At 39.5% G+C, this 22,682-nt stretch carries 21 protein-coding genes; 3 read left to right on the top strand and 18 right to left on the bottom strand.

Annotated features, from left to right (window positions below):
- Window positions 1-6: 6 nt before the first annotated feature.
- The 7 genes from OCV43_RS11245 to OCV43_RS11215 all read right to left on the bottom strand — a co-directional run bounded on the left by OCV43_RS11245 (window position 7) and on the right by OCV43_RS11215 (window position 5,995).
- Window positions 7-435 carry a stage V sporulation protein AB gene (locus OCV43_RS11245; RefSeq protein WP_022244347.1) on the bottom strand — a complete coding sequence of 143 codons (429 nt, stop codon included), beginning with the start codon at window positions 433-435 and terminating at the stop codon, window positions 7-9.
- Entirely contained in the window at window positions 425-1,069 is a 645-nt protein-coding gene (locus tag OCV43_RS11240; RefSeq protein WP_262624127.1) for a stage V sporulation protein AA, read from the bottom strand. The genes OCV43_RS11245 and OCV43_RS11240 overlap by 11 nt, the downstream gene beginning before the upstream one ends.
- Window positions 1,066-1,221 (bottom strand): hypothetical protein, encoded by a 156-nt coding sequence (locus tag OCV43_RS11235; RefSeq protein ID WP_022244345.1) that lies wholly within the window; start codon window positions 1,219-1,221, stop codon window positions 1,066-1,068. Before OCV43_RS11235 ends, OCV43_RS11240 begins: the two co-directional genes overlap by 4 nt.
- 64 nt (window positions 1,222-1,285) lie before the next feature.
- Window positions 1,286-2,161 carry a PfkB family carbohydrate kinase gene (locus tag OCV43_RS11230; protein ID WP_022244344.1) on the bottom strand — a complete coding sequence of 292 codons (876 nt, stop codon included), beginning with the start codon at window positions 2,159-2,161 and terminating at the stop codon, window positions 1,286-1,288.
- 17 nt (window positions 2,162-2,178) lie between these two features.
- Entirely contained in the window at window positions 2,179-3,162 is a 984-nt protein-coding gene (locus OCV43_RS11225) for an SIS domain-containing protein (RefSeq protein WP_227700321.1), read from the bottom strand.
- 18 nt (window positions 3,163-3,180) lie between these two features.
- Window positions 3,181-4,425: an MFS transporter gene (locus OCV43_RS11220; protein ID WP_262624126.1), complete on the bottom strand. Its 1,245-nt coding sequence runs from the start codon at window positions 4,423-4,425 to the stop codon at window positions 3,181-3,183.
- 13 nt (window positions 4,426-4,438) lie between these two features.
- Window positions 4,439-5,995 (bottom strand): amidohydrolase, encoded by a 1,557-nt coding sequence (locus OCV43_RS11215; RefSeq protein ID WP_262624125.1) that lies wholly within the window; start codon window positions 5,993-5,995, stop codon window positions 4,439-4,441.
- 245 nt (window positions 5,996-6,240) lie between these two features.
- Between OCV43_RS11215 and OCV43_RS11210 the strand changes: the two genes are divergently transcribed.
- Entirely contained in the window at window positions 6,241-6,966 is a 726-nt protein-coding gene (locus OCV43_RS11210; RefSeq protein WP_262624123.1) for a GntR family transcriptional regulator, read from the top strand.
- Window positions 6,967-7,073: 107 nt separating this feature from the next.
- Here OCV43_RS11210 and OCV43_RS11205 read toward each other — a convergent pair whose 3' ends face one another.
- From OCV43_RS11205 to OCV43_RS11175, 7 genes are all read right to left on the bottom strand, one after another.
- Window positions 7,074-7,670 (bottom strand): ECF transporter S component, encoded by a 597-nt coding sequence (locus OCV43_RS11205; RefSeq protein ID WP_117699203.1) that lies wholly within the window; start codon window positions 7,668-7,670, stop codon window positions 7,074-7,076.
- Between the two features lie 291 nt (window positions 7,671-7,961).
- Entirely contained in the window at window positions 7,962-9,005 is a 1,044-nt protein-coding gene (locus OCV43_RS11200; protein ID WP_117699200.1) for an electron transfer flavoprotein subunit alpha/FixB family protein, read from the bottom strand.
- A gap of 27 nt (window positions 9,006-9,032) precedes the next feature.
- Window positions 9,033-9,815: an electron transfer flavoprotein subunit beta/FixA family protein gene (locus OCV43_RS11195; RefSeq protein WP_022244337.1), complete on the bottom strand. Its 783-nt coding sequence runs from the start codon at window positions 9,813-9,815 to the stop codon at window positions 9,033-9,035.
- An 81-nt stretch (window positions 9,816-9,896) separates the two neighbouring features.
- Complete coding sequence (locus tag OCV43_RS11190) at window positions 9,897-11,051, bottom strand: acyl-CoA dehydrogenase (protein ID WP_022244336.1); 1,155 nt, start codon at window positions 11,049-11,051, stop codon at window positions 9,897-9,899.
- Window positions 11,052-11,078: 27 nt separating this feature from the next.
- On the bottom strand, window positions 11,079-11,951 hold the full coding sequence (locus OCV43_RS11185; RefSeq protein ID WP_022244335.1) for a 3-hydroxyacyl-CoA dehydrogenase family protein: 873 nt from the start codon (window positions 11,949-11,951) through the stop codon (window positions 11,079-11,081).
- Between the two features lie 132 nt (window positions 11,952-12,083).
- Window positions 12,084-13,268 carry an acetyl-CoA C-acetyltransferase gene (locus OCV43_RS11180; RefSeq protein ID WP_227709926.1) on the bottom strand — a complete coding sequence of 395 codons (1,185 nt, stop codon included), beginning with the start codon at window positions 13,266-13,268 and terminating at the stop codon, window positions 12,084-12,086.
- A 176-nt stretch (window positions 13,269-13,444) separates the two neighbouring features.
- A complete protein-coding gene (locus OCV43_RS11175; RefSeq protein WP_262624122.1) occupies window positions 13,445-14,725 on the bottom strand; it encodes a cell wall hydrolase in 1,281 nt (426 codons plus the stop codon).
- Between the two features lie 192 nt (window positions 14,726-14,917).
- Between OCV43_RS11175 and OCV43_RS11170 the strand changes: the two genes are divergently transcribed.
- Entirely contained in the window at window positions 14,918-16,135 is a 1,218-nt protein-coding gene (locus OCV43_RS11170; protein WP_262624121.1) for an HD-GYP domain-containing protein, read from the top strand.
- A 127-nt stretch (window positions 16,136-16,262) separates the two neighbouring features.
- On the opposite strand, the gene OCV43_RS11165 is transcribed toward OCV43_RS11170, so the two are convergent.
- The 4 genes from OCV43_RS11165 to OCV43_RS11150 all read right to left on the bottom strand — a co-directional run bounded on the left by OCV43_RS11165 (window position 16,263) and on the right by OCV43_RS11150 (window position 21,403).
- On the bottom strand, window positions 16,263-17,093 hold the full coding sequence (locus OCV43_RS11165; protein WP_262624120.1) for an AraC family transcriptional regulator: 831 nt from the start codon (window positions 17,091-17,093) through the stop codon (window positions 16,263-16,265).
- A gap of 24 nt (window positions 17,094-17,117) precedes the next feature.
- Entirely contained in the window at window positions 17,118-18,071 is a 954-nt protein-coding gene (locus tag OCV43_RS11160; RefSeq protein ID WP_262624119.1) for a beta-galactosidase small subunit, read from the bottom strand.
- Window positions 18,055-19,956: a glycoside hydrolase family 2 TIM barrel-domain containing protein gene (locus tag OCV43_RS11155; protein WP_262624118.1), complete on the bottom strand. Its 1,902-nt coding sequence runs from the start codon at window positions 19,954-19,956 to the stop codon at window positions 18,055-18,057. The genes OCV43_RS11160 and OCV43_RS11155 overlap by 17 nt, the downstream gene beginning before the upstream one ends.
- 76 nt (window positions 19,957-20,032) lie before the next feature.
- Entirely contained in the window at window positions 20,033-21,403 is a 1,371-nt protein-coding gene (locus tag OCV43_RS11150; protein ID WP_262624117.1) for an MFS transporter, read from the bottom strand.
- 216 nt (window positions 21,404-21,619) lie between these two features.
- Between OCV43_RS11150 and OCV43_RS11145 the strand changes: the two genes are divergently transcribed.
- Window positions 21,620-22,477 (top strand): helix-turn-helix domain-containing protein, encoded by an 858-nt coding sequence (locus OCV43_RS11145; protein WP_262624116.1) that lies wholly within the window; start codon window positions 21,620-21,622, stop codon window positions 22,475-22,477.
- Window positions 22,478-22,682 lie beyond the last annotated feature (205 nt).

Below are 22,682 nucleotides of genomic sequence, written 5' to 3'. Positions count from 1 at the left end.
TTTACTTCAAGAATCTGATAACCGTCTTATAAAATAGAAAAGTGAGCCTGCTGTCTTTCCCAATGCCATAAACCAGAGAATCACCCACAATCCCACTTTTACTTTCGTTCTGCGGAAGATAACCGGGAAGGTCTTTAAAATTTCCGCCAACGCTACTGCCACACAGCCTACGAATAATCCTGCACAGATTCCATATACTCCAAGGAAAATATGTCCCAGCGGAATCCGCATCATAAGGAAAACTGATAAGAGGTTTCCTCCGATTCCACCTAATACAATCATATTCTCGTAAAGACAAATCCGGGCGGCAGTCTTCGTCTTTCCAATCATCCGGGGAATGATATTTAACATAATCAGAAATGCAAAGGTTCCTCCAGCCACCGCAGCGCCGGCGGTCAGTCCTGCCAGTCCCAGGAAAACATGTCTAATCCACATCAATCGTCTTGCCTCCCCGTCCGCAGTTGGCAATGTAAGTATCATCTACATCTTTTTCGTACTTACGCATCTCCACCTGGATTGGTGTCGGGTCGTTTGTTATCTTGCTGTTTCCAAAATGGTTAAAGAAAATGATAACTCCCACAGGCAGACCAATGCTATAGCAGATTTCCAGCTCCGTAATGCCGGTGGATTCTTTCCCCATCACCTGATAATAAAGCTTCTGGAACAGTTCCGTCACAGAAATGTCATTATTAAATGCCATGATGGTAAACGCCGCTCCAAAGAAAACCAGCACACATAAAACAGCTGTTTTTGCATACTCTGCTGTTTGGGAAGGCTGCAATGCCGGTTCATATTCAATCACAAAATCCGCTTCTCCTTCATTGGTAATGTCCACATTGGGATACTGTGCCTGTATCATTTCAAAAATTTTTAGGGAAGTCATCACCTGAACATATTCTGTTTTCTTTGTTTTCTGTGGAAAGGAATAGATTTTCATCTGCTTCAACTGGCGTATCATTGCTTCATCCGTTCCTGTCATCCTGGCAACATCCGATAACTTGACATGGCGGTCTTTGACCATGGAATTCTTTTCGATTTTAATATAAAGACTTGTCTGCTGACTACTCATGAAAATGGCATCCTTTCTACGAATTTTGTTACAAATGTTCCTTCGCCCTTCGTACTTTTATTTCCATTTTCATTGGTATAATAAAGAATGCCTCCTATCACGGCGATTATCACCAGTGAAAGGAGGCAGATACGATACGTCTTATGCTTCATACTATTCCGCCTCATTTCCTGTATTTTCCGGAATAGTATGTGTTACGATTCGTTTTTTATTCTTTTATTTCGTTTTCAGGGCATCTATCTGAACTTCTTTTCCATGTCCAAATGCACCTTCCATCTGACATACTTTTGCAGCAAACTTTGCAGCCTCTTTTATGCTCTCTTTGATTGCCACATCATCATGCATACCCTTTTTCTTGCGGTCGAGATAACCTACCATAAAAGTTGTAATAAGAGAGTCTCCTGCACCCATTGTATCTATTGCCTTTTCAATCGGGTAAGCTGACTGTTCAAAGAACTCATGATTAGCATAGAGCATACAGCCTTTTGCCCCTCTTGATGCACATACAATTTTCGGTCCATAAGATGCTACCTTCTGAAGATGCTCCTTTACTTCATCATCTGTTCCATCAAAGGAGCAGAATGCATATGTTACCAATGGAGCTATTTTTTCATAATATTCCGGTTCAGAGTCATCAGAAAAGTCAAAGGATAACGGAAGTCCTGCTGCTTTAATCTTTGGAAGCTGTGACTCCATATAACAGTAATTTCCACTGTGTACCAGATCAAATTCTGCAAGATATTCCAAGTCAAATTCATCCAGATCATAAATATGTCTGCTCCGGACTCCACCTTCATTATAATCTAAGAATACACGGTCACCATCTTCTAAGGTACATCTGGAATAACCATTTTCTCCCTCAATTTTCTTACACTTTACCAGTTCAATCTGTTCTTCCCTCAACGCAGAAATAACATGATCTGCATTTTTATCAGTACCAAAATAGCCCATATAGGCACACCTTTTTGCACCAAACATTTTGGCATACACAGCAAGATTTACACAATTTCCACCTGGATACTGTACATTCTCGTGAGTATAAATATCTACCACGTTATCCCCAAAGCCTACCACACTTACGTCATATTTCATACTGTTTCTCCTTTCGTCTAGTACTCTACAACTCCCATATACCGGCGCATATCCAATGGGTGTCCGCTCTTATTCTGAATTGCAGTACGGTATAACACGCTCATTTCATAGAACAATGGAGCATTAAAATAATCTACGCAGGAATCATCTATTGCATCCATTCCACAATCTGCTGCATCAATAATCTCATATTTTTCCGCATATTTATTTAAAAATACTTCTGCTCTTTCATCAATCATTCTTGTTTTTCCTACCGATTTTAAGAGGATATAAATATGGTCTTTATCTGTTACCTCAAATGGTCCATGGAAATATTCTGCGGAATCAAGATAACAGCAGTCCATCCACTGCATCTCCTGAAGAGAACAGATTGCAAATCCGTATGCCTGTGCATATGCAGAACCGGATGCCATAATATATAAAAATGGTGCATTATAATAATGTTCTGCAAAATTCCATGCCTTATTCTGAAACTTCTTTGTTGCATTACGGATAATTGCATCGCATTTAGTGATTCCATCCTTCATTCCTTCATAAAGTTTATACTCCGGCTCCTGTCTGTGAATCAACTCATTTATAATACTGTAATTTAATCCTAATGGTCTATCCTTCTGTAATGTTTCCGGCTCCCAATCATAGACAATTGCATGGAATTTTTCACTGTCGCAGGCACTGCCCGGTGTATGTGTATATGTAATTACAAATGCACCTTCCTTTACACCAAGTTCTGCTGCTTCTACCGTTTCTTTTGTATTTCCACCATGTGAACAGATAATGACAACGGAGTGTTTTCCAAGTTTCTTTGGAGGGGTTAAAACAAATTCTTTACTGGTAATCCACTCTGCTGTCATAGTGGATGATTCTCGGTTAATAAAGTAACATGAAGAATAAAGGTCAACCAGAGAGCCTCCACAGGCCACAAAATATACTTCACTGATTGTTCCATTTTCCTTTTCAATTATATCAACAAATTTTTCTACGTTAAATTCTGATGCATGCATTTTTAAATACCTTCTTTCTTAGTTATTTTTCTTAATCAGTTTTCTCATTAAAATTGTTATAACCATACCAAGTACAGCAGTTCCCATCAGGAAGCCAAAAATCATTGGATAAGCATTATTTCCAAATTTATCCATCCACTTTCCAAAAATTATATAGTAAAAAGAATCTGGCAAATATCCGATAATAGATGCAATTCCAATTACAGTTCCTGCATATATCGGTTTAAATTTACATTCCTGTAATCCCGACCAGATTACTCCGTAAAGCATCATACCAATTGCACTTGGTAACAAAGAAACAATTGTTGCCAGTACCGGACTGATGCTGGATGGCATTATCAATACTCCACCATAAATCACAATTGTAATTCCAAATGCAGTAATATACCATTTTGTAGAAGATTTAAAAATCTTATCTACGATAATTCCACCAATCGGACATAAAAGGTTCATAAGATTACTTCTCACAATACTGATAAAAGATGAATGTACCAACGGTATACCAAGTACATCCGTCAGATATGGTGAAAAATAGGATACACTTGTATACAGACCATATGCACATAATACCATCAGTGAAAAGAGCCAGGTCATCGGATTCTTTAACGCTTCACCGACATATTTAATTTTAAATTCTTCATCAGAAGATTTTGTCTGTGTAATACTTTTTTCTTTAAAAAATATCATTGTCAGAATTAAAGCAACTGCTGTAAATGCTACCATTGCCCATACTGCAATACTAAAGGAAGTAGATGGGTCATCTGATAAACGGCTTACCTGTAAACATACTGCATTTAAAATTGCAGAAATAATACCTGATGCAGCATAATAAATTCCATAACACATTCCCTGCTCTTCTGCTGTGCCAACCTGACCTACTGCTTTGGTTATTGCTGCCCAGAATACAAAAATTGTAGACACACCAAGTCCAGCCCATAATACGCAGGCTACTGCAAAATTCATGGTAAGTGCATAAATAATTCCGATAACTACAGAACCCAGAATAGAGCCTACTAGACATTTTTTCACAGACCACTTATCAGCTAATATTCCACCGGGAATCAATGTAATCGTATTTGCTGCCGCATAAATTGTCATTAAAATTCCTGACTGGGTATTTGTAATTCCCATAGCTGCAATCTGCTGATCATAAAACACATATCTGATATAAGGGAAACAATACATAACTGCATTTACAAGTCCCAGAATAAAAAGTACCCATAACGTTTTTGCACTCAAATGTGCTTTTGTTTTGTCACTCATCACAAAACCTCCTTTACCTATTCTCCATTTCTTTATAAACATCCTGTCCAGCACATATGGTTCTTAAAACATGTGCCTTTCGAATTTCTTCAATATCTGTTTTGAGAAGATTCCTGTCAAAAACTACTATATCAGCCTGCTTACCGCTTTCCAGCGTTCCTAATATATGTTCCTGTTCCATGGCATACTGGCTTCCAATTGTCCAGGTTTTTAACATTTCCGGTATTGTCAGACCATTTTCCGGCTGAACCGGTTCTTTTCCATCTGCGGCATAGGTTCCGCATCCATAATAAATTGCCTCAGGTATATCCGGTATTAACATCGGGAGATCCGTTGCACCACTTAAAATCACACCATGATCTGCCATTGAACGATAATTCATATAACGGCTCCGCCTGCTACCAAGTTTTTCATCATAGTCTTGTTTCCAATTTTCACAGGAATCCAACTTATAAACCTGTGTATAAATCTCACCAAAGACTCCAAGCTGTGCCATTTTTTCTTCGTCCACTGCACCCGTCAATTCCAAATCAGTAATTCCATGTCGATTCTTTAATCTTCCATTTTCCTTTTCACATTTATCATAAATCTGAAGAATTTTATGGAAGGAACCATCCCCTTCAGAATGCAATGTAAATCTGAATCCTTCACGGTCTGCTGTAAGTACATCTTCTTCTAATAATGCATAATCAATATTCTTTTGGCAACAATAATCTTTTCCCTCATATGGCTCCATCAGATCTGCCTCTTCTGAGACAATCAATCCATCTGTCATCCGATTATAACCGGAAAACCTTAAAAAATCAGAATGATATTTCTTCTTCATTTCTTTTCCATATGCTAAATCCATTTTCTTTCCTACTGGTTGTGACATAAAGGAAATCCGAAGGCTCAATTCTGCTTTCTGTTCCAATTCAGCCAATATATCTGTAAATCCATAAAAATTATCAAATCCCATTTCTTTTACAGATGTTATTCCATGGCTGTTTAACATAGACATATATGCCTTAAACTGTGGAATAATAAAATCTCTATCATTCAGATAAATTTTCATAATTTTATAAATTGCCTCTGAACTTCCGCATGTATCTGGTGTAAACCCAAACACTTCTTCTGCAACTTTGTTCATAGCACAATACCCATGTCCGGCAGTAAATAAAATAACCGGTCTTTTAACCTGTTCCAATTCACCTCCCTTATTTATTTTTTCTGCCAGCTCCGGTTGTAAATGATTTCCAAATAGAACGACCGTCTCCGGATTCATTTCCAGATTTTCTGATAACCGTTCAACTATTTGTTTCAGATTAACTGCTTCTGATAAATCCACACCAAGATAATCCACTACATATCCTGTGAAAAATGTATGGGTATCACCAAATCCCGGGCAAATGGTTCCCTCTCCATAGTCCACAACTTCAGTAGATTCACCCACCAGTTCATTTGGGATATCTCCACATCCGACTTCAAGAATCTGTTTTCCTTTTATTGCCACATATCCTGGATATGCCTCTTCTGAAACAGAATCAAAAATACAGGTTGATTGAAATATCTTGTCTGCTTCTTTTTGCATTTTTCCACCTCCTTTTGTTAAATTGATTATACCATCATATAACGTTATATTACAATATTGTTTCTTTTTCTCAAATCACTTTCAGCATTCTCAACATTTTATTATCTATTTTTTATACTTTCCCTTTACTTTTTATTACTTTTTATACAATTTTTCACATAATCTTTTCAATATAATGTTTTTTAAATTCATATTGTCATGCAAAACATTATATGTTATTATAACGTTTGTGAGGTGATATTATTATGAAATTGAACACAACCAGTGATATACCACTGTTTGAACAGTTAAAAAATGATTTACTCGAACAAATAAAAAAAGGAATTTATATTTCCGGTCAGCAAATCCCGACAGAAACTGAATTGTCTGAACTATATCATGTGAGCCGTATTACCATAAGGCGTGCAATTACTGAATTATGTAATGAAGGGGTCTTAATTAAGAAACAGGGAAAAGGAACCTTTGTAAAAGAGCGGAAAATTTTTCGTAAACTGGAACATACTCTCAGCTTTTCTGATGCATGCAAAACCAATCAAATGGAAGCTTCTACTATTGTAACAAAACGCGAAGTCATACCTTACGAACAATATCATTTGGATAATGCCAAACTTTTTGAGGGTGATTCTATTGTTTATATCCAGCGTATCCGATATGCCGATGCCACACCTATTATGATTGAAAACAATTATTATCCCTGCCATAAATTTTCATTTTTGCTGACGGAACCTTTAGACGGCTCTCTATATCAGCTTTTTCGTGAGAATTATGATATCTGCATTGGTTGTTCACAAAATTCTTATATTGATGCTGTAAAAGCTTCTACGGAACAAGCCAATCTTCTTCATATTTCACCTGGTGACCCACTGTTTCTTTTTCATACAGAAATGTATGATATCCACAATGAACTTATCCATATAGGATATGAATATATCTGCGGCAGTAAATATCGTTTCTGCTATGACAATTCATAACCTATAGAACCAGTTTCTTCTTACGGAAGTCTATCAACTCGAAAAAATGCTCTGTTTTCTATTTTGAAAACAGAGCATTCTTCTTTTCATCCGAAACAGATATTCTTTTACTTATTTTTCATTGCAACCTGCAATGCCTTGGTAATTGCACTTCCTACCACGAAGCAGGCTGCTGCTTCAACCAGTCCGTTGACACCTACAAAGGCAATGACAAAACGGAATGGATTTAATCCGCCTGCCAGTGACTGTATGTAATCGGAGCTGAAGAAAAAGATTACCAGTGTTGACATGAAGAAAAAGGTATTTAAGATTGGACCTGCCAGGTTGGCAATTAAAATCTTCCAGTTCTTCATTTTTGGGAATTTGGATAATCCCTTATAGATAAGTCCGGTCAACCAGCCCATCAGAATTCTTGATACTACACATACCACGAAGGTTCCGAATGGATTGATGCCAAGAAGTACTGCTCCAAAAGGACTCATTCCAAAGCACTGGATAAAGCTTGTGATTCCAAATACTGCTCCTAATACTGCTCCGCCCAATGGTCCTAAAATAATGGCACCAATTGTAACTGGAACTACAATCAATGTAATTTCCAGACCAAGTGTCTTAATATAACCAAGTGGGGTAAAAGCCAGAATCAGAATGATTGCAACCAACAGAGCCATCTCAACGAGTTTCACTGTTCTGCTACTTCTATTCATAGTCTCTTCCTCTTTTCTGCATCTGTCTGCCGATGCCGCAATATTATTTGTCTGCCACACTGCCAAAACAGTTTCCTGCAAACCTTGTTTAGAATACCACTTTTTTCCACTGTATACAATGTATGTACCCAAAAAAATACCTGCGGTTTAACTACAGGCAACAGACTTTGCAAATTTCCCGTCAGGTGCATAAAAAGGGCATCACACAAATCTTCCGGTTTGCATGACACCCTTTTATCACACATCTCAAATGAGACTCATCCAAGATGAAATATTACATCCGTAAACGGATTATTTTGCAGCCATTTCCTCTTTTAAAGCTTTTGTAAGAGCTGGAACGATCTTGTTTAAGTCTCCTACTAAACCGTAATCTGCAACGTCGAAGATTGGAGCATCTTCGTCTTTGTTGATTGCGATGATGAGATCAGAATCTTCCATACCAGCTACGTGCTGGATTGCTCCGGAAATACCGATTGCAAAGTAAATCTGAGGACGAACTGTCTTTCCTGTCTGACCTACCTGTAAGTCAACTGGAAGCCATCCATTCTCTACAACTGCACGGGAGCAGCTTACTGTTCCACCAAGAACTTCTGCTAAGTCCTCTAACAGTTTGAAGTTTTCTTTAGAACCAACTCCACGGCCTCCGGATACTAAGATCTTAGCGTCCATGATGTTTGCTGTATTCTTAACTTCTTTTACGATATCCATGATTTCAACATATCTGTTGTTTGGTGTAAATCCTGGATTGAACTCGATAACTTCTGCTTTTGCACCTTTGATTGGAGCAATTTTCTGCATAACGCCTGGACGTACAGTAGCCATCTGAGGACGGTTATCCGGACAAGCGATTGTTGCAATGGTATTTCCACCGAATGCAGGACGTGTCATCAGTAACTGATTGTGTTTCTGCTCCTGGTTTCCAACCGGATTGATTGGGAAATCACCAATCTCAAGAACAGTACAGTCAGCTGTCAGACCTGTTGCAACTCTTGCAGATACAGTAGGACCAAGGTCACGACCGATTGCTGTTGCACCAACTAACATAACTTCTGGTTTGAATTCGTTGATTACAGATGCTAATGCATGTGCATATGGCTCTGTTCTGTAGTTCTTCAGTTCCGGATCATCTACTACGATAACTTTATCAGCGCCGTACTCAGCAAGCTGATCTGCAAGACCTTTCACATCAGAACCAATTAATACTGCAGTTACTTCTGTATTTAAATCTTTTGCAAGTTCTTTGCCCTTTCCAAGTAACTCAAAAGCAACACCATTTAATGTGTTGTCTACCTGCTGTGCAAAGACAAATACTCCTTTATACTCTTCTAAACCCATTTTATTCACCACTTTTCCTTATTTTTATTAGATGATATGTTTCTCTTTGAATTTGCCAATTAAGTAAGATACTGCTTCGTCGGTATCGAGAGCAACCTTCTCGCCTGCACCTTTACGAACTTTGTCAGATGCTTTTGCGATTTTGGTCGGTGAACCTTTCAGACCAAGGTTAGAATCATCTACGTCTTTAAGGTCAGCTCTGCCCCATACAGTTACTTCTTTGTCAAATGCATCGAAGATTCCGCCTGGAGTCATGTAACGCGGCTCGTTTAATTCAGATAATGCTGTAACTAAGCAAGGCATTTTTGCTTTTAATACATGATATCCATCTTCAAACTGACGCTCAACGATTACGCTGTCACCTTCTACTTTGATATCCTGTGCATAGGAAATAACCGGAAGTCCAAGATGCTCTGCGATCTGAGGACCAACCTGTGCGGTATCTCCATCGATAGCCTGACGGCCTGTGATAATTAAATCATAGTCAAGGTTTCTTAATGCACCAGCGATTGTAGTAGAAGTAGCCCAGGTATCTGCACCACCTAATACACGGTCTGTTACAAGGATTCCCTTGTCAGCGCCCATTGCCATTGCTTCACGAAGAACTTCATCAGCCTTTGGAAGTCCCATGGTAAGTACAGTAACTTCTGCACCGTACTGATCTTTTAATCTTAATGCTGCTTCCAGACCTGCTTTGTCATCTGGGTTCATGATAGTGAGCATTGCAGCTCTATCCAAAGTACCATCCGGATTAAATTTTACTCCGCCTTTTGTATCTGGTACCTGTTTTACACATACAACTATTTTCACGGTATATTCACTCCTTATATTTTTAATTTGTGTGCGCCATGATTTTTCGTTTAAAATCCTTTTGCGCCGATCTGTCAGAAACTATTTTAATAATGCGCCAGAAATAACCATTCTCTGAACTTCGCTTGTTCCTTCGTAGATCTCTGTAATCTTAGCATCACGCATCATACGCTCTACATCGTATTCTCTGATGTATCCGTATCCACCGAATAACTGAACTACTTCTGTAGTAACTGCCATTGCGGTTTCTGCTGCGAATAATTTTGCTTTTGCTGCTTCTACAGAATATACCTTCTGTGTTGCTTTAGCCATAGCAGCTTTGTAAACCAGCATCTGAGCTGCTTCAATTCTGGTTGCCATATCAGCAAGCTTGAACTGGGTATTCTGCTGCTGAGCGATAGAACGACCAAACTGTTTTCTTTCTTTGGTGTATGCAACTGCTCTGTCTAATGCACCTTCTGCAATACCAAGTGCCTGAGCTGCAATACCGATACGTCCGCCATCCAGAGTATGCATAGCGATTGGGAATCCTTTTCCTTCCGGTCCTAACAGATTTTCCTTTGGAATTCTGCAGTCTTCGAAGATTAACTCGTATGTAGATGATCCACGGATACCCATTTTCTTTTCTTTTGTTCCGAAGGAGAATCCAGGAGCTCCCTTGTCCACGATGAATGCAGAGAAGTTCTTCTTCTTTCTTCCTCTCTTATCTTCGGTAACACTTGTGATTGCGATTACGATATAAACGTCTGCAACTTTACCGTTTGTAATAAAGCATTTAGATCCGTTTAATACCCACTCATCACCATCTAATACAGCCTTGGTCTGTGCTCCCTGGGCATCTGTACCAGCACCAGGCTCTGTTAATGCGAATGCACCAAGCTTCTCACCTGTTGCAAGTGGTTTTACATATTTCTGTTTCTGCTCTTCTGTACCGTAAGTCATAATTGGGTCGATACAAAGAGAAGTATGTGCAGATACGATAACACCTGTTGTACCACAAACTTTAGATAACTCTTCTACACACATAACATAGGTTAATGGGTCACATCCCTGTCCGCCGTACTCCTTTGGTACCGGAATTCCCATGAAACCAAATTTTGCCATTTTATCAACTGTTCCCTGTGGGAATACTTCTGTCTCATCAACTTCCTGAGCCAGAGGTTTTACTTCGTTTTCTGCGAAATCTCTGAACAGAGTTCTCGCCATTTCATGTTTCTTATCTAAACTGAAATCCATGTTCTGAAATCCTCCATAAATTTTATTTTACTGAGCGTCAACCGGGGTCTTTGTACGGTCAGCGTTGTATACATAGAATCCTTTTCCGCTCTTAGCGCCGAGGTTACCACCACGAACCATTTTACGGATTAATGGACATGCACGATATTTGCTGTCGCCTGTCTCGTTGTAAAGTACATCCATGATTGCAAGGCAGATGTCAAGACCAATGAAGTCACCTAACTCAAGAGGTCCCATTGGATGATTTGCGCCAAGCTTCATAGCTGCGTCGATACCTGCGATATCAGATACACCTTCCATTTTGATAAATGCAGCTTCGTTAATCATTGGGATTAAGATACGGTTTACTACGAAACCTGCAGCTTCATTTACCTGTACCGGAGTTTTTCCGATTTCTACAGAGATTTTCTTAATAGCTTCTACTGTTTCAGCAGGAGTATTTACACCAGCGATAACTTCGATTAATTTCATTCTGTCTGCCGGGTTGAAGAAATGCATACCTACCATTGGACGGGTAAGACCATTTCCGATTTCTGTAATAGAAAGACTGGATGTATTAGAAGCAAAGATACATTCTGGTTTAGCAATCTTATCAAGTTCCTGGAATGTTGTCTTCTTAACGCCCATATCTTCGAATGCTGCTTCTACGATTAAATCGCAGTCTGCGCAAAGATTCTCTTTTAAACCTGGTGTGATTTTAGCAAGGATTCCGTCAACAGTTTCCTGTGTCATTTTTCCTTTTTCTACCAGTCTTGCATATCCTTTTGCGATTTTCTCTTTTCCGCCATCAGCCCATTCCTGCTTGATGTCGCAAAGAGCTACTTCATATCCTTCTACCTGAGCAAATGCTTTTGCAATGCCCTGTCCCATGGTACCTGCACCAATAACGCCAACTTTCATGTTAGTCCTCCTTAAAAATTTATGTATTATATTTACCCGAAAACGAAAGCCTTCTGGGTTATAACTTGCAACGCAAGACCCGAGAAGCGTTTTTCACTTCCCGGGTATATTTACTTATTCAGAAAGAGTGAATTAGTCTCTCTCAACGATTGTTGAGCAACCCATTCCACCACCGATACACAGAGTAGCAAGACCTTTCTTAGCGTCTCTCTTCTGCATCTCATGAAGCAATGTAACTAAGATACGGCATCCAGATGCTCCAACAGGATGTCCAAGTGCGATTGCACCACCGTTTACGTTTACCTTAGACATATCAAATCCAAGATCTCTTGCAACTGCGATTGACTGAGCAGCGAATGCTTCGTTTGCCTCGATTAAGTCGAAATCATCGATAGACATTCCGGTTCTTGCAAGAACTTTCTTTGTAGAAGCAACAGGTCCAACACCCATGATTTCCGGCTCAACTCCGCCAAGTGCTCCTGCAACCCATGTAGCCATTGGTTTAACACCAAGCTCTTTTGCTTTTTCTTCGCTCATAACAACGATTGCTGCTGCGCCATCGTTGATACCGGAAGCGTTACCTGCAGTAACAAGTCCGCCCTCTTTACCAGAGCAGCATCTTAATTTGCTTAATGACTCAGCAGTTGTGCCTGGACGTGGTCCCTCATCTTTGTCAAACATAACAGTTTCTTTCTTAACCTTAACAGGTACAGGAACGATTTCGTCTTTGAATCTGCCTTCAGCAATTGCTTTTTCACATTTCTGCTGGCTGTTTGCTGAGAACTCGTCTAACTCTTCACGGGTAATTCCGTATTTGTCACATACGTTCTCTGCTGTAATCATCATATGATAATGATTAAATGCGTCTGTTAATGCATCATTTACCATGGTATCGATAATTGTTGCATTGTTCATACGATATCCAAAACGAGCTTTTGTCATAGCGTAAGGTGCCATAGACATGTTCTCCATACCACCTGCAACAACGATGTCTGCCTGACCAGCCATAATCATGTTTGCAGCTTCGTTTACACATTTCAAACCAGAACCACAAACTACGTTTAATGTAAATGCAGGAACCTCGATTGGTAAACCTGCTTTGATAGAAGCCTGACGTGCAACGTTCTGTCCCTGTGCTGCCTGGATTACACATCCCATCATTACTTCATCAACCTGTTCTGGTTTAACACCAGCTCTGTTTAATGCTTCTTTGATTACGATTGCGCCTAAATCTGCGGCTGGAGTATTGCTTAAAGCTCCTCCCATTTTACCGATTGCGGTACGACATGCGCCTGCTAAAACTACTTTCTGTGCCATTTTCTCGTCTCCTTCTGAATTAAATTTGCCTTTTACTATTGTTATTTTTTTAACAATCTTTTGTAAAAAAAATAAAAGAAAGCCTTTCCGGCTCTTTCCCGACAATCTGATGTTATCATAGAAAGGGGATTTTTGCAAGTGAAACTTGCTTTATTGAGCCGGATTTTCAGCTTTCCTTAATAAAATACATGGTTTCCGATTACAGTTCCATTAATCAGTCCGTTGTTTCTGCGGAAATATAAGCAGTTTAAGGTTCTTGTGCCTGCTAATACTTCTGTGGCAGCCTGCACACAGGACGCATCTGCTCCGGATGAAAGCACTACTGCGAAACGACCGCTGGCTACCGGTGAGAACTGCCCGCTCTGATAGATGACACCTACCACGGTATCCGGGAAATAACTGCTGTCCACACGGTTCATGACCACGCTTCCAACGGCAAGCTTCCCTTCATAGCTTTCGTCGCCTGCTTCGCACTGGATCAGTGCTGCCAGCATGGCAACATCACTGGCATTCACTGTCCCGCCACCGGAAGTGCCGTTGTCCGAAGTTCCGCCACCGGAAGCATCGCTTCCTGTAGTAGTATCCCCGGTGGATGTCCCATCCGGATTTGCATTATTATCTGAAGCAGCTGGCTGCTGACTGTTAATAAGTTCCTCTTCCTGACGCTTAATCTCCTCCTGACGGGCAGCATCTTCTTTCGCCTTCTGTGTCTCTAATTCTTCCTCATAGGCTTTCTGTCTTGCGATTTCCGCATCTGTGTCTGCTATTTCCGTCTCTGCATCTGCTACATCCGACTTTGCTGCGCTTATTTTTTCCTGCTGGGCTGCCACCAGACTGTCTGCCTTACTCTTCTGCTCCTGCTTCGTCTGTTCTGCCGCCAGCAGTTCTTCTTTTGCCGTCTCTAAATCTTCCTTCTGCTGTTTTAATTCAGCCAGTGTATCCTGATAATCAGAAAGCTCCTGCCTATCATAATCATAAATGGATTTGGCATATTCCATCCGGTTTAAAAAATCCGAAAAAGAGCTTGCTCCAAGCAGCAGCTCCAGGTAAGACTGATTGCCATTTTCGTACATATATTGTACTCTTTTCTTCATGGCTTCGTACTGGCTCTCAGAACGTGTTGTCAGCTCTGCAATCCGGCTTTCTGCTGCTTCAATCTCCACATTTTTCGCCGCAATTTCATCCTGGGTATCCGCCAGTTCGTTGCTGATTTCCTGCAATCCATTATTTAATTCCGTCAGTTCATCGGAAAGATTTATCTGATATTCTTTCAAGGAATCAAGCTGTGACTGCTGTTCCTCTCTCTGACGTTCCAGCTCTTCCACGCTGCTTCCGGTGTCCTCAGATGCCAGATCCACCCTTTCCTTGGTGCCTGTGTCTGCCTGCACCGTCATCTGTATCATCAGAAACAGTATCAGCAATGCAGAAAACATACGTCGTTTACTGTTTTTCTTCATATCTTTATCCTCTTTTATGGATTTATCACGCCTCTTGTTTTCTTTCTTTATTATAGACGGCATTCTTATGAAAATGCAACGAAAAACTACACTTCTTTTTCAATCCCAAGATTGTTTTTCCTCTCTGCTTGTGCTATATTTGAACTAGGAATTTTAACGGAGAAAAACATATTTTGTAAGGAGGTAACCGCTATGCTATTTATACGGACAGATGACTTAAAACCCGGCATGCGTCTTGCTAAACCTATCTATAATAAATTGGGCGTCATGCTTTATGACCGCGACACCAGACTGACCCGGCAGGGTATCGAAAGTATCCGGAATTTCGAGCTGATTGGTATTTATATTCTGGAGCCTGCTGAACCGGTTCCGCCATTATCCGACGAGGATATTGCTTTCGAACAGTTCCAGACCATTTCCATGTTCCAGCTTCGCGACTGCATGGATATGATTCGTAAAGGCAGACAGCCGGACAAGCTTCCAACGCTGGTCTCTTCGATTCTGTCCCAGTATGGCCGTCTTGACCACAAGCTGAACTTTGCGCAGAATTTAAGAAGCTCTGCGGATTATGTATACAAGCATTCCATCAGCGTTGCTATTCTGGTCGCCATGCTGACTCACCAGTTAAATATGCCGGATGATTTTCAGCAGACCTGTGTAACGGCTGCTCTGCTCTATGATTTTGGCTGGCTTTTAGTTCCGACCGAGCTTGCTGAAAAAACGGATCCTTTAACAGAAGAAGACGAAAAGAAAATCCTTGCCTGCCGTATCAAGAGCTTAGATTATCTGAATCCGCAGACTCACAGTATAAAGTTATCACCGGATGCTTTAAGAATCATTACCCAGTTTATTACACTCTCCGCTCCGGAAGAGGCTGCTGAGCCATCCAAGATTTTCCGCAGCAGCGGCACAAAACTTTTACAGGTTGCAGATGCCTTTGACCGGATGACCGCCATGAGCCTAACCAATGAGCCGATTTCCGAAATCGTTGCCATGAAATATTTGCAGGAGTTTCCGGAAAAATATGATACAAAGATTGTCCGTGCACTTTCTCTTTGCATCCACATTCTTCCGAGAGGTGCCTGTGTAGATTTATCCAATGGCGAAAAGGCGATGATTCTTGAAGATAACCCGGAGGATTATTCCAAACCTCTTATCTTACAGTTTACTAATAATGAAATCTTTGATTTGCGTGACCCGCACATCTATGACATTATCCAGATTCAGGATATCATGAAGACCATGGATAACCGGATTGCCATTGATGAAAATACTTTAAAGCATTTTACCTCAGACAAATATATCAAAGATGTAGCCGACCGGTTCCGCAAGCGCCAGAATCAGGCTGCCGCAGCAGCCGCTGCCGAGCCGGCACCAAAGAAAAAGGCTGCAAGAAAGAAGCTGGTGTAGGATTCGACAATACAAAAAGGCCCATGTATGTTCAATCTAAAATATTGAACATACATGGTTTTCTTTTAACCACATATCCAATAACCAGATAATACTAATGCTCCAAAATTTTAATGCCACATTCCACTTACCTCTTCCCCCCTCTATCATTCACTACTACGCTTTTATTAATAAGTCCTCTCCTTTTTCTGTACTCTCTTGGTGTAATCTTATATCTATCCTTAAAAACACGGTTAAAAGTTCTTTGACTTTCAAACCCACAATCAAGGCATATATTTGTAATGGAATCCATTGTGTTTTCCAGCGCAGTAACTGCATAATTTAACCGGACTCCATTCACATATTTACTAAAATTACAGTGAAAGGTTTTTGCAAACATTCTTGATAACACATATCTGCTTACGCACAAATCGTATGCCATTTTTTCAAGACTGATTTTCTCTCTAAAATTTTTAGCTACATATTCTACCGCATTATAAATGAGGTCATCACTCCCTACTGTGCTTTTATCAACCATTGGCATTTCTGTGAAAACATGGGCAAGAATCATCTGTACATAAGCCTGTATCAGCATGGGATTCCCCTCTGTTATTCCTGCCAGATATTTTATGGCATTTACTACATCAGGATGCACTTGCTCTTTTTTTACAACCGGATTCTTCGGGCTGTATATCTGCAACTCCTTGTAATAGGATGGAAACAGCGTTGGATCAAGATACAAGTATATTACCTTATTTTCTTTTTTCCCAAACACCTGATAATGATGTATTACATTCGGGAACACGATTGCAAAATCGCCCTCATCCATATGATACAATTCTTGTCCAACTCCAAGCTCAATATCCCCATCCGTTACATACACTACCTCTATTGCTTCATGTAAATGTGGTGGAAAATGCACTGTTTTTTTCCACTCTGCCACTATTCCATCTATTCTGTTCTCATATACCAATAACACTCGCAAGCAACTCCTCAAACAAACTTAGCGGATAATGAAGGAATAGTGAATGTCTTTTTCTGCACTAATCCGATAATCATCTTCCACATCACTTCCCCAGCTATCAATTCCACCGACTCCTCTTACTGCACCATAGACACAAAGGACTGTTCTTCTTGCTGGTGGCAGTTCCTCATGGTGTGTTGCGTTTTCAACCTCTGATGCCGTATAAGGCAGACACGAAAAAGCAAATGTCTTGTCGTTTTTCTCTATTCGTAATGTCTGTGGTGAACTATCCGTTCTGCTATTATTCAGACTTGTATGTCTTGTAATCTCCAACCACTCTGTATCCATTCTCATACCACATTCCTGTGGAACCAGATATGGTGTCAGGCTCAAATCTGATACCTCATAAATTCCTTTTTCTGCCCCTGCCTTTCTGTCCGGATAGGTTTCCCCCGATAATCCCTTGTACATATATTTATCTGCAAGTGTCGGCATAATAAACCTCATTCCGAATACCGGAAGTTCCGGCAGTCCCTTTACTCCTGTGTAATCCACATCCACCTTGATATTTCCAGTTACATCAATGGTATAAGATACAATGACTGTTGTGGCTGGATTGCTGACAGTCTCATAGGTATATTTCACAATTATTTCCCCAGCAGCTACATCACCGCCATAGCTGTTATTGTCCGGAGCATACTGCTTTTGCAGTTCACCGTCCATAATAACTTCCGTTTTTTTACAGTCAATGAACATATCCGATGCGAGCCAGCTTCCACTTTTAATATGAAACCTGCTGCCTCTGTCATTATCTGTTAATGCTCTCCAAAAAGTAGGTCTTGGACAACGATACAACCATTCATAACCGTTTTTTACTACAGACTCCAGACCGCCCTGTGAATAAGAGAATATATAGTCAAACCCTTCTCCATGTACTCCAAGTGTATAATCTCCATATACAACTCTCAATTTATTCTTATCTGTATAAGCCATAGTAATACCTCACTTCCTGCATAGCTGGTTTTTCCTTACGGTCTGCAAATACAATTCCATTTCCTGAAAACTCATAATCAGAAGGCTTATCATCAAAGTCTCCGCCATAACGCAAAACTTCTTTTCCTGTCACTTCATCTTTCACGAGAAGTGCCTGATCAATGAAATCCCAGATAAATCCACCGTGGTACATCTCATACTTATCTATTAACTTCATATAAGTACCAAGTCCTCCCATCGAATTACCCATATCATGCATATACTCACACAAAAGATAAGGTTTCTTTGGATTATTATTTAAATATTCCTCCACTTCATAAGGCTTTGCATACATTCTGCTCTCTACATCTGATATGGTTTCCTCATAATTACGGTCATAGAAAGAACTTTCATAATGAACAAATCTGCCATCCTGCTTTTCCTTGAAGTAAGTATTCATTGCTTCTATGTCATCACCCGCATAAGATTCATTTCCTAAAGACCAGAAAAGAATTGCTGTGTGGTTTTTAAAAGTTTCAAAATTACTCCTAGCCCTGTCAACAACAGCCGCCCGCCATTGTGGAATAGAACAAGGTATGCTGCACGATGGTTCAATCGTACCAAGTTTCTGGAATGTTCCATGACTTTCCATATTCGTTTCTGCCATTACATAAATGCCTGCTTTATCACACAGGTAATACCACGGTATCTGATCCGGATAATGGCAGGTGCGTACTGCATTGATATTATTTCTAATCATACAATCAATGTCTGCTGTCATTTCATCCATACTGATGCTTCTTCCCGTCTTTGCACTCCACTCATGACGGTTTACTCCGGTAATGACAAGACGTTTACCATTTAAATAGATTACCTTGTCAATCATTTCCAGTCTTCTGAAACCTATGTCATATGGAATTATCTCTAATATTTCTCCATCTTCGCCTCTAAGCTCTACATATGCGTGATACAGATATGGGCAGTGATTATCCCATGCCTTAACACTTCCAACCTCAGTATCCATCACTCCTACAAGACTTCCATCTTTTTCCTCTAAGGTGATATTATCCTCTGCCACCTGATTATTCTCCCGGTCTTTTAACACAAAATGGGCAGCTACTTTTTTTCCTTCTGGAGCAGTTACTTTTATCTTTACCGATACCCTGCCGCTTGCATTATCCTTGTTTAGTGTCGGTTGAAACCATACATCTTCCAAATGCACCTCTGGCACTGCTTTTAAAGTTACATTTCTGAAAATTCCAAAAAAACGGAAAAAATCCTGATCCTCCAAAAATGCTGCTGTACTCATTTTGTGAACCTGAACTGCCAGCACATTTCCTTTTTCTCTGATAAATGGTGTCAGATCAAATTCTGACGGTGTAAAACTATCCTCTGCATATCCTACAAACTGACCATTCAGCCACAGATACATCGCTTCTTCCACACCTTCAAAACAAATACGGATTTTCTTTTTACGCATTTGCTCACTCAGATCAAATCGTTTGATATAAGAGCCGACCGGATTATACTCTGCCTCAGAAAACATTCCTGCCTCGTCCCCGGTACTCCCCATACTATACGCACCCCTGTGATATTCTTTTCCCTCCCACTGATACATCGTATTGATATAGCGTATTTTGTCATAACCTGCCAGCTCAATATGTCCAGGAACCATAATCTTATCAAATGAAGATGCATCAAAATTTTCCTCATAGAAATTTTCCGGTCGGTCCATTACATTTTTACTAAAAGCAAACTCCCATTGTCCATTCAATGATTGTGTCAACGGATTATCTGATTTTTCCATATCTGTATAATCCATATAGTAACAATGGTCACTATGTGCGTCCAACTGGTTTACACGAAACACTTCCGGATTGTCTAACCACTTCATATCAGCGTTCATAATAATCCTCCTCATATCTTTTCTTATTTTCTTTTTCTATATAACCCCTAAAGCAAATTTCGAGAGGCTATTTTCTTTACTGATTCAGCATATTTTCTTTTAATTTCATATTTGCCCGTTCTACATTAAGGAATGAAAGAATGACTGCAATAACTATGTCAAATATAAATGGAAGCCACAGATACATAAAATACATCATATTGATACAACTATCCGGCTGAACCGCATTGTCAAGATTAATATATCCGCTTATATCAAGCAGCCAGCCTGAAAGTGCAACACCAATACCTCCACCGAGCTTTACACCTAACGAAGTACAGGAGAACATGGAACCATCAATCCGCTTTCCGCTCTTTAAATAAGTATATTCTGAACATTGTGCAATTACTGCACTCATATCTCCCTGCCAAGGTCCTTCTCCGAAGGATGTAAGAACTGTAAATAACAGCATTAATGGAACACTACCCAGATAACCTGCCACTGCAACCATCAAACGGCATACTGTAGCAAACATATAACTATACTTATTTAACTTATACATTCCTTTCATTTTTGAAACCAGTACAGGTGTAACAGCAAGTGCAATAATCAAAGGAATGTTATTTGCCCATGAAAATATACCGAACAAATTCTTATTCAGTAATACATATGTCATAAAAAAGATTCCTACATTCACCATAGCTGCACGAAGCTGCTGAAGAATATAGATTACGCAAATCATTGAAAAATATTTATTGCTAAAGAGAAGTTTTATTGTCTTCTTAAAAGAAAGTTTGTCATCTTCCTCTCCTGCTACTCTGTCATCTTTTAATTCTTCGTCCGGCAGTTCTTTTACTGAAAATACAGCAAGTGTATTGGTAATAATACCTATAATACAGTAAATAGCTGCGATAGTTCTCCATGCGGCCGCACCACCACCAAACATTTCTACTGCGCCAACAGTAGCAGACTGGATGACCAGATTTGTACCAAATGAGAACATGAAACGGAAAGAACCCATCTGAACACGCTCTTTACTATTTTTTGTTACCAGTGATGTCAACGCTGCATACGCAATATTATTAGCAGTATAAAACACAGCATTAAGTAATGTATATGCTATAAAAAACCATGCATACTGTGCTGTTTTTCCAAGACTGGTTGGAATTGCAAATACACCAAACAGTGTAACAGCACAGCCAAAGAATCCATAGAACATCCACGGTCTTGCTTTTCCCATCCTACTCTTTGTACGGTCAATCATTGTACCGAAAAATATATCCGTAACTCCATCAAATAATTTTGATACTGCTATCAATGTGCCTACTATGCCCGAATTTAACCCAACTGTATTTGTCAGATAAATCATGACAAATGATGATAAAAAAGCATATACTACATTTCCTGCAATATCTCCCGTTCCGTAACCTACTTTGTTATACCATTTCAGGTATGTTTTTTCTTCCATGAGAATTTCTCCTTCCACAAGTACTTTTCCTTTTGCTTTGTTTTGCCCCACAGCTTTATTATGGTTAGTATATAAAAAATAAGTACAAAATGGCATATCATAAATTGGACAAAATATGCACAAAATGATAAAATTAATGAACATAAGGATTATATTGGACAGATTTTTAGCCATTTTTGACATACACTTTTTATATTTCAATACAAGGAGGCACACATGTACACAAATAATGCATATCTCAACCACTCAACGATGGATAGAAAAGATAAATCCCAGCCGCTTATTGTAACTATGTGTGGAACATATAAGTTATACACGCATCCTAAGCTACCTACCTGGAGGCCTCGTGGCAGACTCGATTTTCAGTTGATTTATATTGCTGCCGGAAAAGCGCATTTCCACTTTGGCCGCAATAGTGAAGATGAAACTATTGTTCATGCCGGACATATGATTTTATATCGTCCAAAGGAGCCTCAAAAATATGAATATTATGCAGAAGATCAAACTGAAGTCTACTGGGTTCATTTTACAGGCAGTGATGTAACAAATATATTACGCTCTTATGGATTGACCGATGACAAAAGGGTATTTTACTGTGGTTCTGGTCCCTCCTATCAAAATCTTTTTCGTACAATGATAAATGAATTGCAGATGTGTAAGGATAGTTATCAGGAAATGCTTGAAATGTATTTAAGACAGATATTTATAAAACTGCAACGACACTTTAATAACAGCATAAGGATAGATAATTCCCGTGCTGCTGAAACTATTGACATGGCTATTGCCTATTTTAATGAACATTATAGCGAATCAATCAGTATTGAAGAATACGCCAAAAAAATTCATGTAAGCACAAGCTGGTTTATACGCAACTTCAAACTTTATGTCGGCTCTACACCCATGCATTTCATTTTGCAAAAACGCATTTGTAATGCAGAAGCCCTGCTCTTGAATACGGAATATAACATAAATGAAATTGCACAAATTGTTGGTTATGATAATGCTTTATATTTCAGCCGCATATTCAAAAAAATAAAAGGCATATCTCCCTCAGAATATCGTAAAAATATATAAAAAAGAGACCGTTTCAAGTTTTGTGTAAACGTTAAAAACTGATATAAGATTTGTGAATAGTTACAAATGGGCAGAGCCGCTTTTTCAGGTTCTGCCCATATCTGCATTATACAGAAGTTTTTAGGCATGTCAATAAGACCTGCCTAAAACAAGCTGTTTTTTACAGGTTTCGTCCGGTCAGACGTTCTTCAAAATAGATTTCCAG

It is taken from the genome of Roseburia amylophila, assembly GCF_025567465.1.
Lineage (GTDB): Bacteria > Bacillota > Clostridia > Lachnospirales > Lachnospiraceae > Roseburia_C > Roseburia_C amylophila.
This window is presented reverse-complemented; position numbering and strand designations above follow the sequence as displayed.

What these genes read in the sequence shown, in the direction of transcription:
- OCV43_RS11245 (WP_022244347.1), bottom strand. Translation starts at nt 435, where the DNA reads ATGTGGATTAGACATGTTTTCCTGGGACTGGCAGGACTGACCGCCGGC.
- OCV43_RS11240 (WP_262624127.1), bottom strand. Translation starts at nt 1,069, where the DNA reads ATGAGTAGTCAGCAGACAAGTCTTTATATTAAAATCGAAAAGAATTCC.
- OCV43_RS11235 (WP_022244345.1), bottom strand. Translation starts at nt 1,221, where the DNA reads ATGAAGCATAAGACGTATCGTATCTGCCTCCTTTCACTGGTGATAATC.
- OCV43_RS11230 (WP_022244344.1), bottom strand. Translation starts at nt 2,161, where the DNA reads ATGAAATATGACGTAAGTGTGGTAGGCTTTGGGGATAACGTGGTAGAT.
- OCV43_RS11225 (WP_227700321.1), bottom strand. Translation starts at nt 3,162, where the DNA reads ATGCATGCATCAGAATTTAACGTAGAAAAATTTGTTGATATAATTGAA.
- OCV43_RS11220 (WP_262624126.1), bottom strand. Translation starts at nt 4,425, where the DNA reads ATGAGTGACAAAACAAAAGCACATTTGAGTGCAAAAACGTTATGGGTA.
- OCV43_RS11215 (WP_262624125.1), bottom strand. Translation starts at nt 5,995, where the DNA reads ATGCAAAAAGAAGCAGACAAGATATTTCAATCAACCTGTATTTTTGAT.
- OCV43_RS11210 (WP_262624123.1), top strand. Translation starts at nt 6,241, where the DNA reads ATGAAATTGAACACAACCAGTGATATACCACTGTTTGAACAGTTAAAA.
- OCV43_RS11205 (WP_117699203.1), bottom strand. Translation starts at nt 7,670, where the DNA reads ATGAATAGAAGTAGCAGAACAGTGAAACTCGTTGAGATGGCTCTGTTG.
- OCV43_RS11200 (WP_117699200.1), bottom strand. Translation starts at nt 9,005, where the DNA reads ATGGGTTTAGAAGAGTATAAAGGAGTATTTGTCTTTGCACAGCAGGTA.
- OCV43_RS11190 (WP_022244336.1), bottom strand. Translation starts at nt 11,051, where the DNA reads ATGGATTTCAGTTTAGATAAGAAACATGAAATGGCGAGAACTCTGTTC.
- OCV43_RS11185 (WP_022244335.1), bottom strand. Translation starts at nt 11,951, where the DNA reads ATGAAAGTTGGCGTTATTGGTGCAGGTACCATGGGACAGGGCATTGCA.
- OCV43_RS11180 (WP_227709926.1), bottom strand. Translation starts at nt 13,268, where the DNA reads ATGGCACAGAAAGTAGTTTTAGCAGGCGCATGTCGTACCGCAATCGGT.
- OCV43_RS11175 (WP_262624122.1), bottom strand. Translation starts at nt 14,725, where the DNA reads ATGAAGAAAAACAGTAAACGACGTATGTTTTCTGCATTGCTGATACTG.
- OCV43_RS11170 (WP_262624121.1), top strand. Translation starts at nt 14,918, where the DNA reads ATGCTATTTATACGGACAGATGACTTAAAACCCGGCATGCGTCTTGCT.
- OCV43_RS11160 (WP_262624119.1), bottom strand. Translation starts at nt 18,071, where the DNA reads ATGGCTTATACAGATAAGAATAAATTGAGAGTTGTATATGGAGATTAT.
- OCV43_RS11155 (WP_262624118.1), bottom strand. Translation starts at nt 19,956, where the DNA reads ATGAACGCTGATATGAAGTGGTTAGACAATCCGGAAGTGTTTCGTGTA.
- OCV43_RS11150 (WP_262624117.1), bottom strand. Translation starts at nt 21,403, where the DNA reads ATGGAAGAAAAAACATACCTGAAATGGTATAACAAAGTAGGTTACGGA.
- OCV43_RS11145 (WP_262624116.1), top strand. Translation starts at nt 21,620, where the DNA reads ATGTACACAAATAATGCATATCTCAACCACTCAACGATGGATAGAAAA.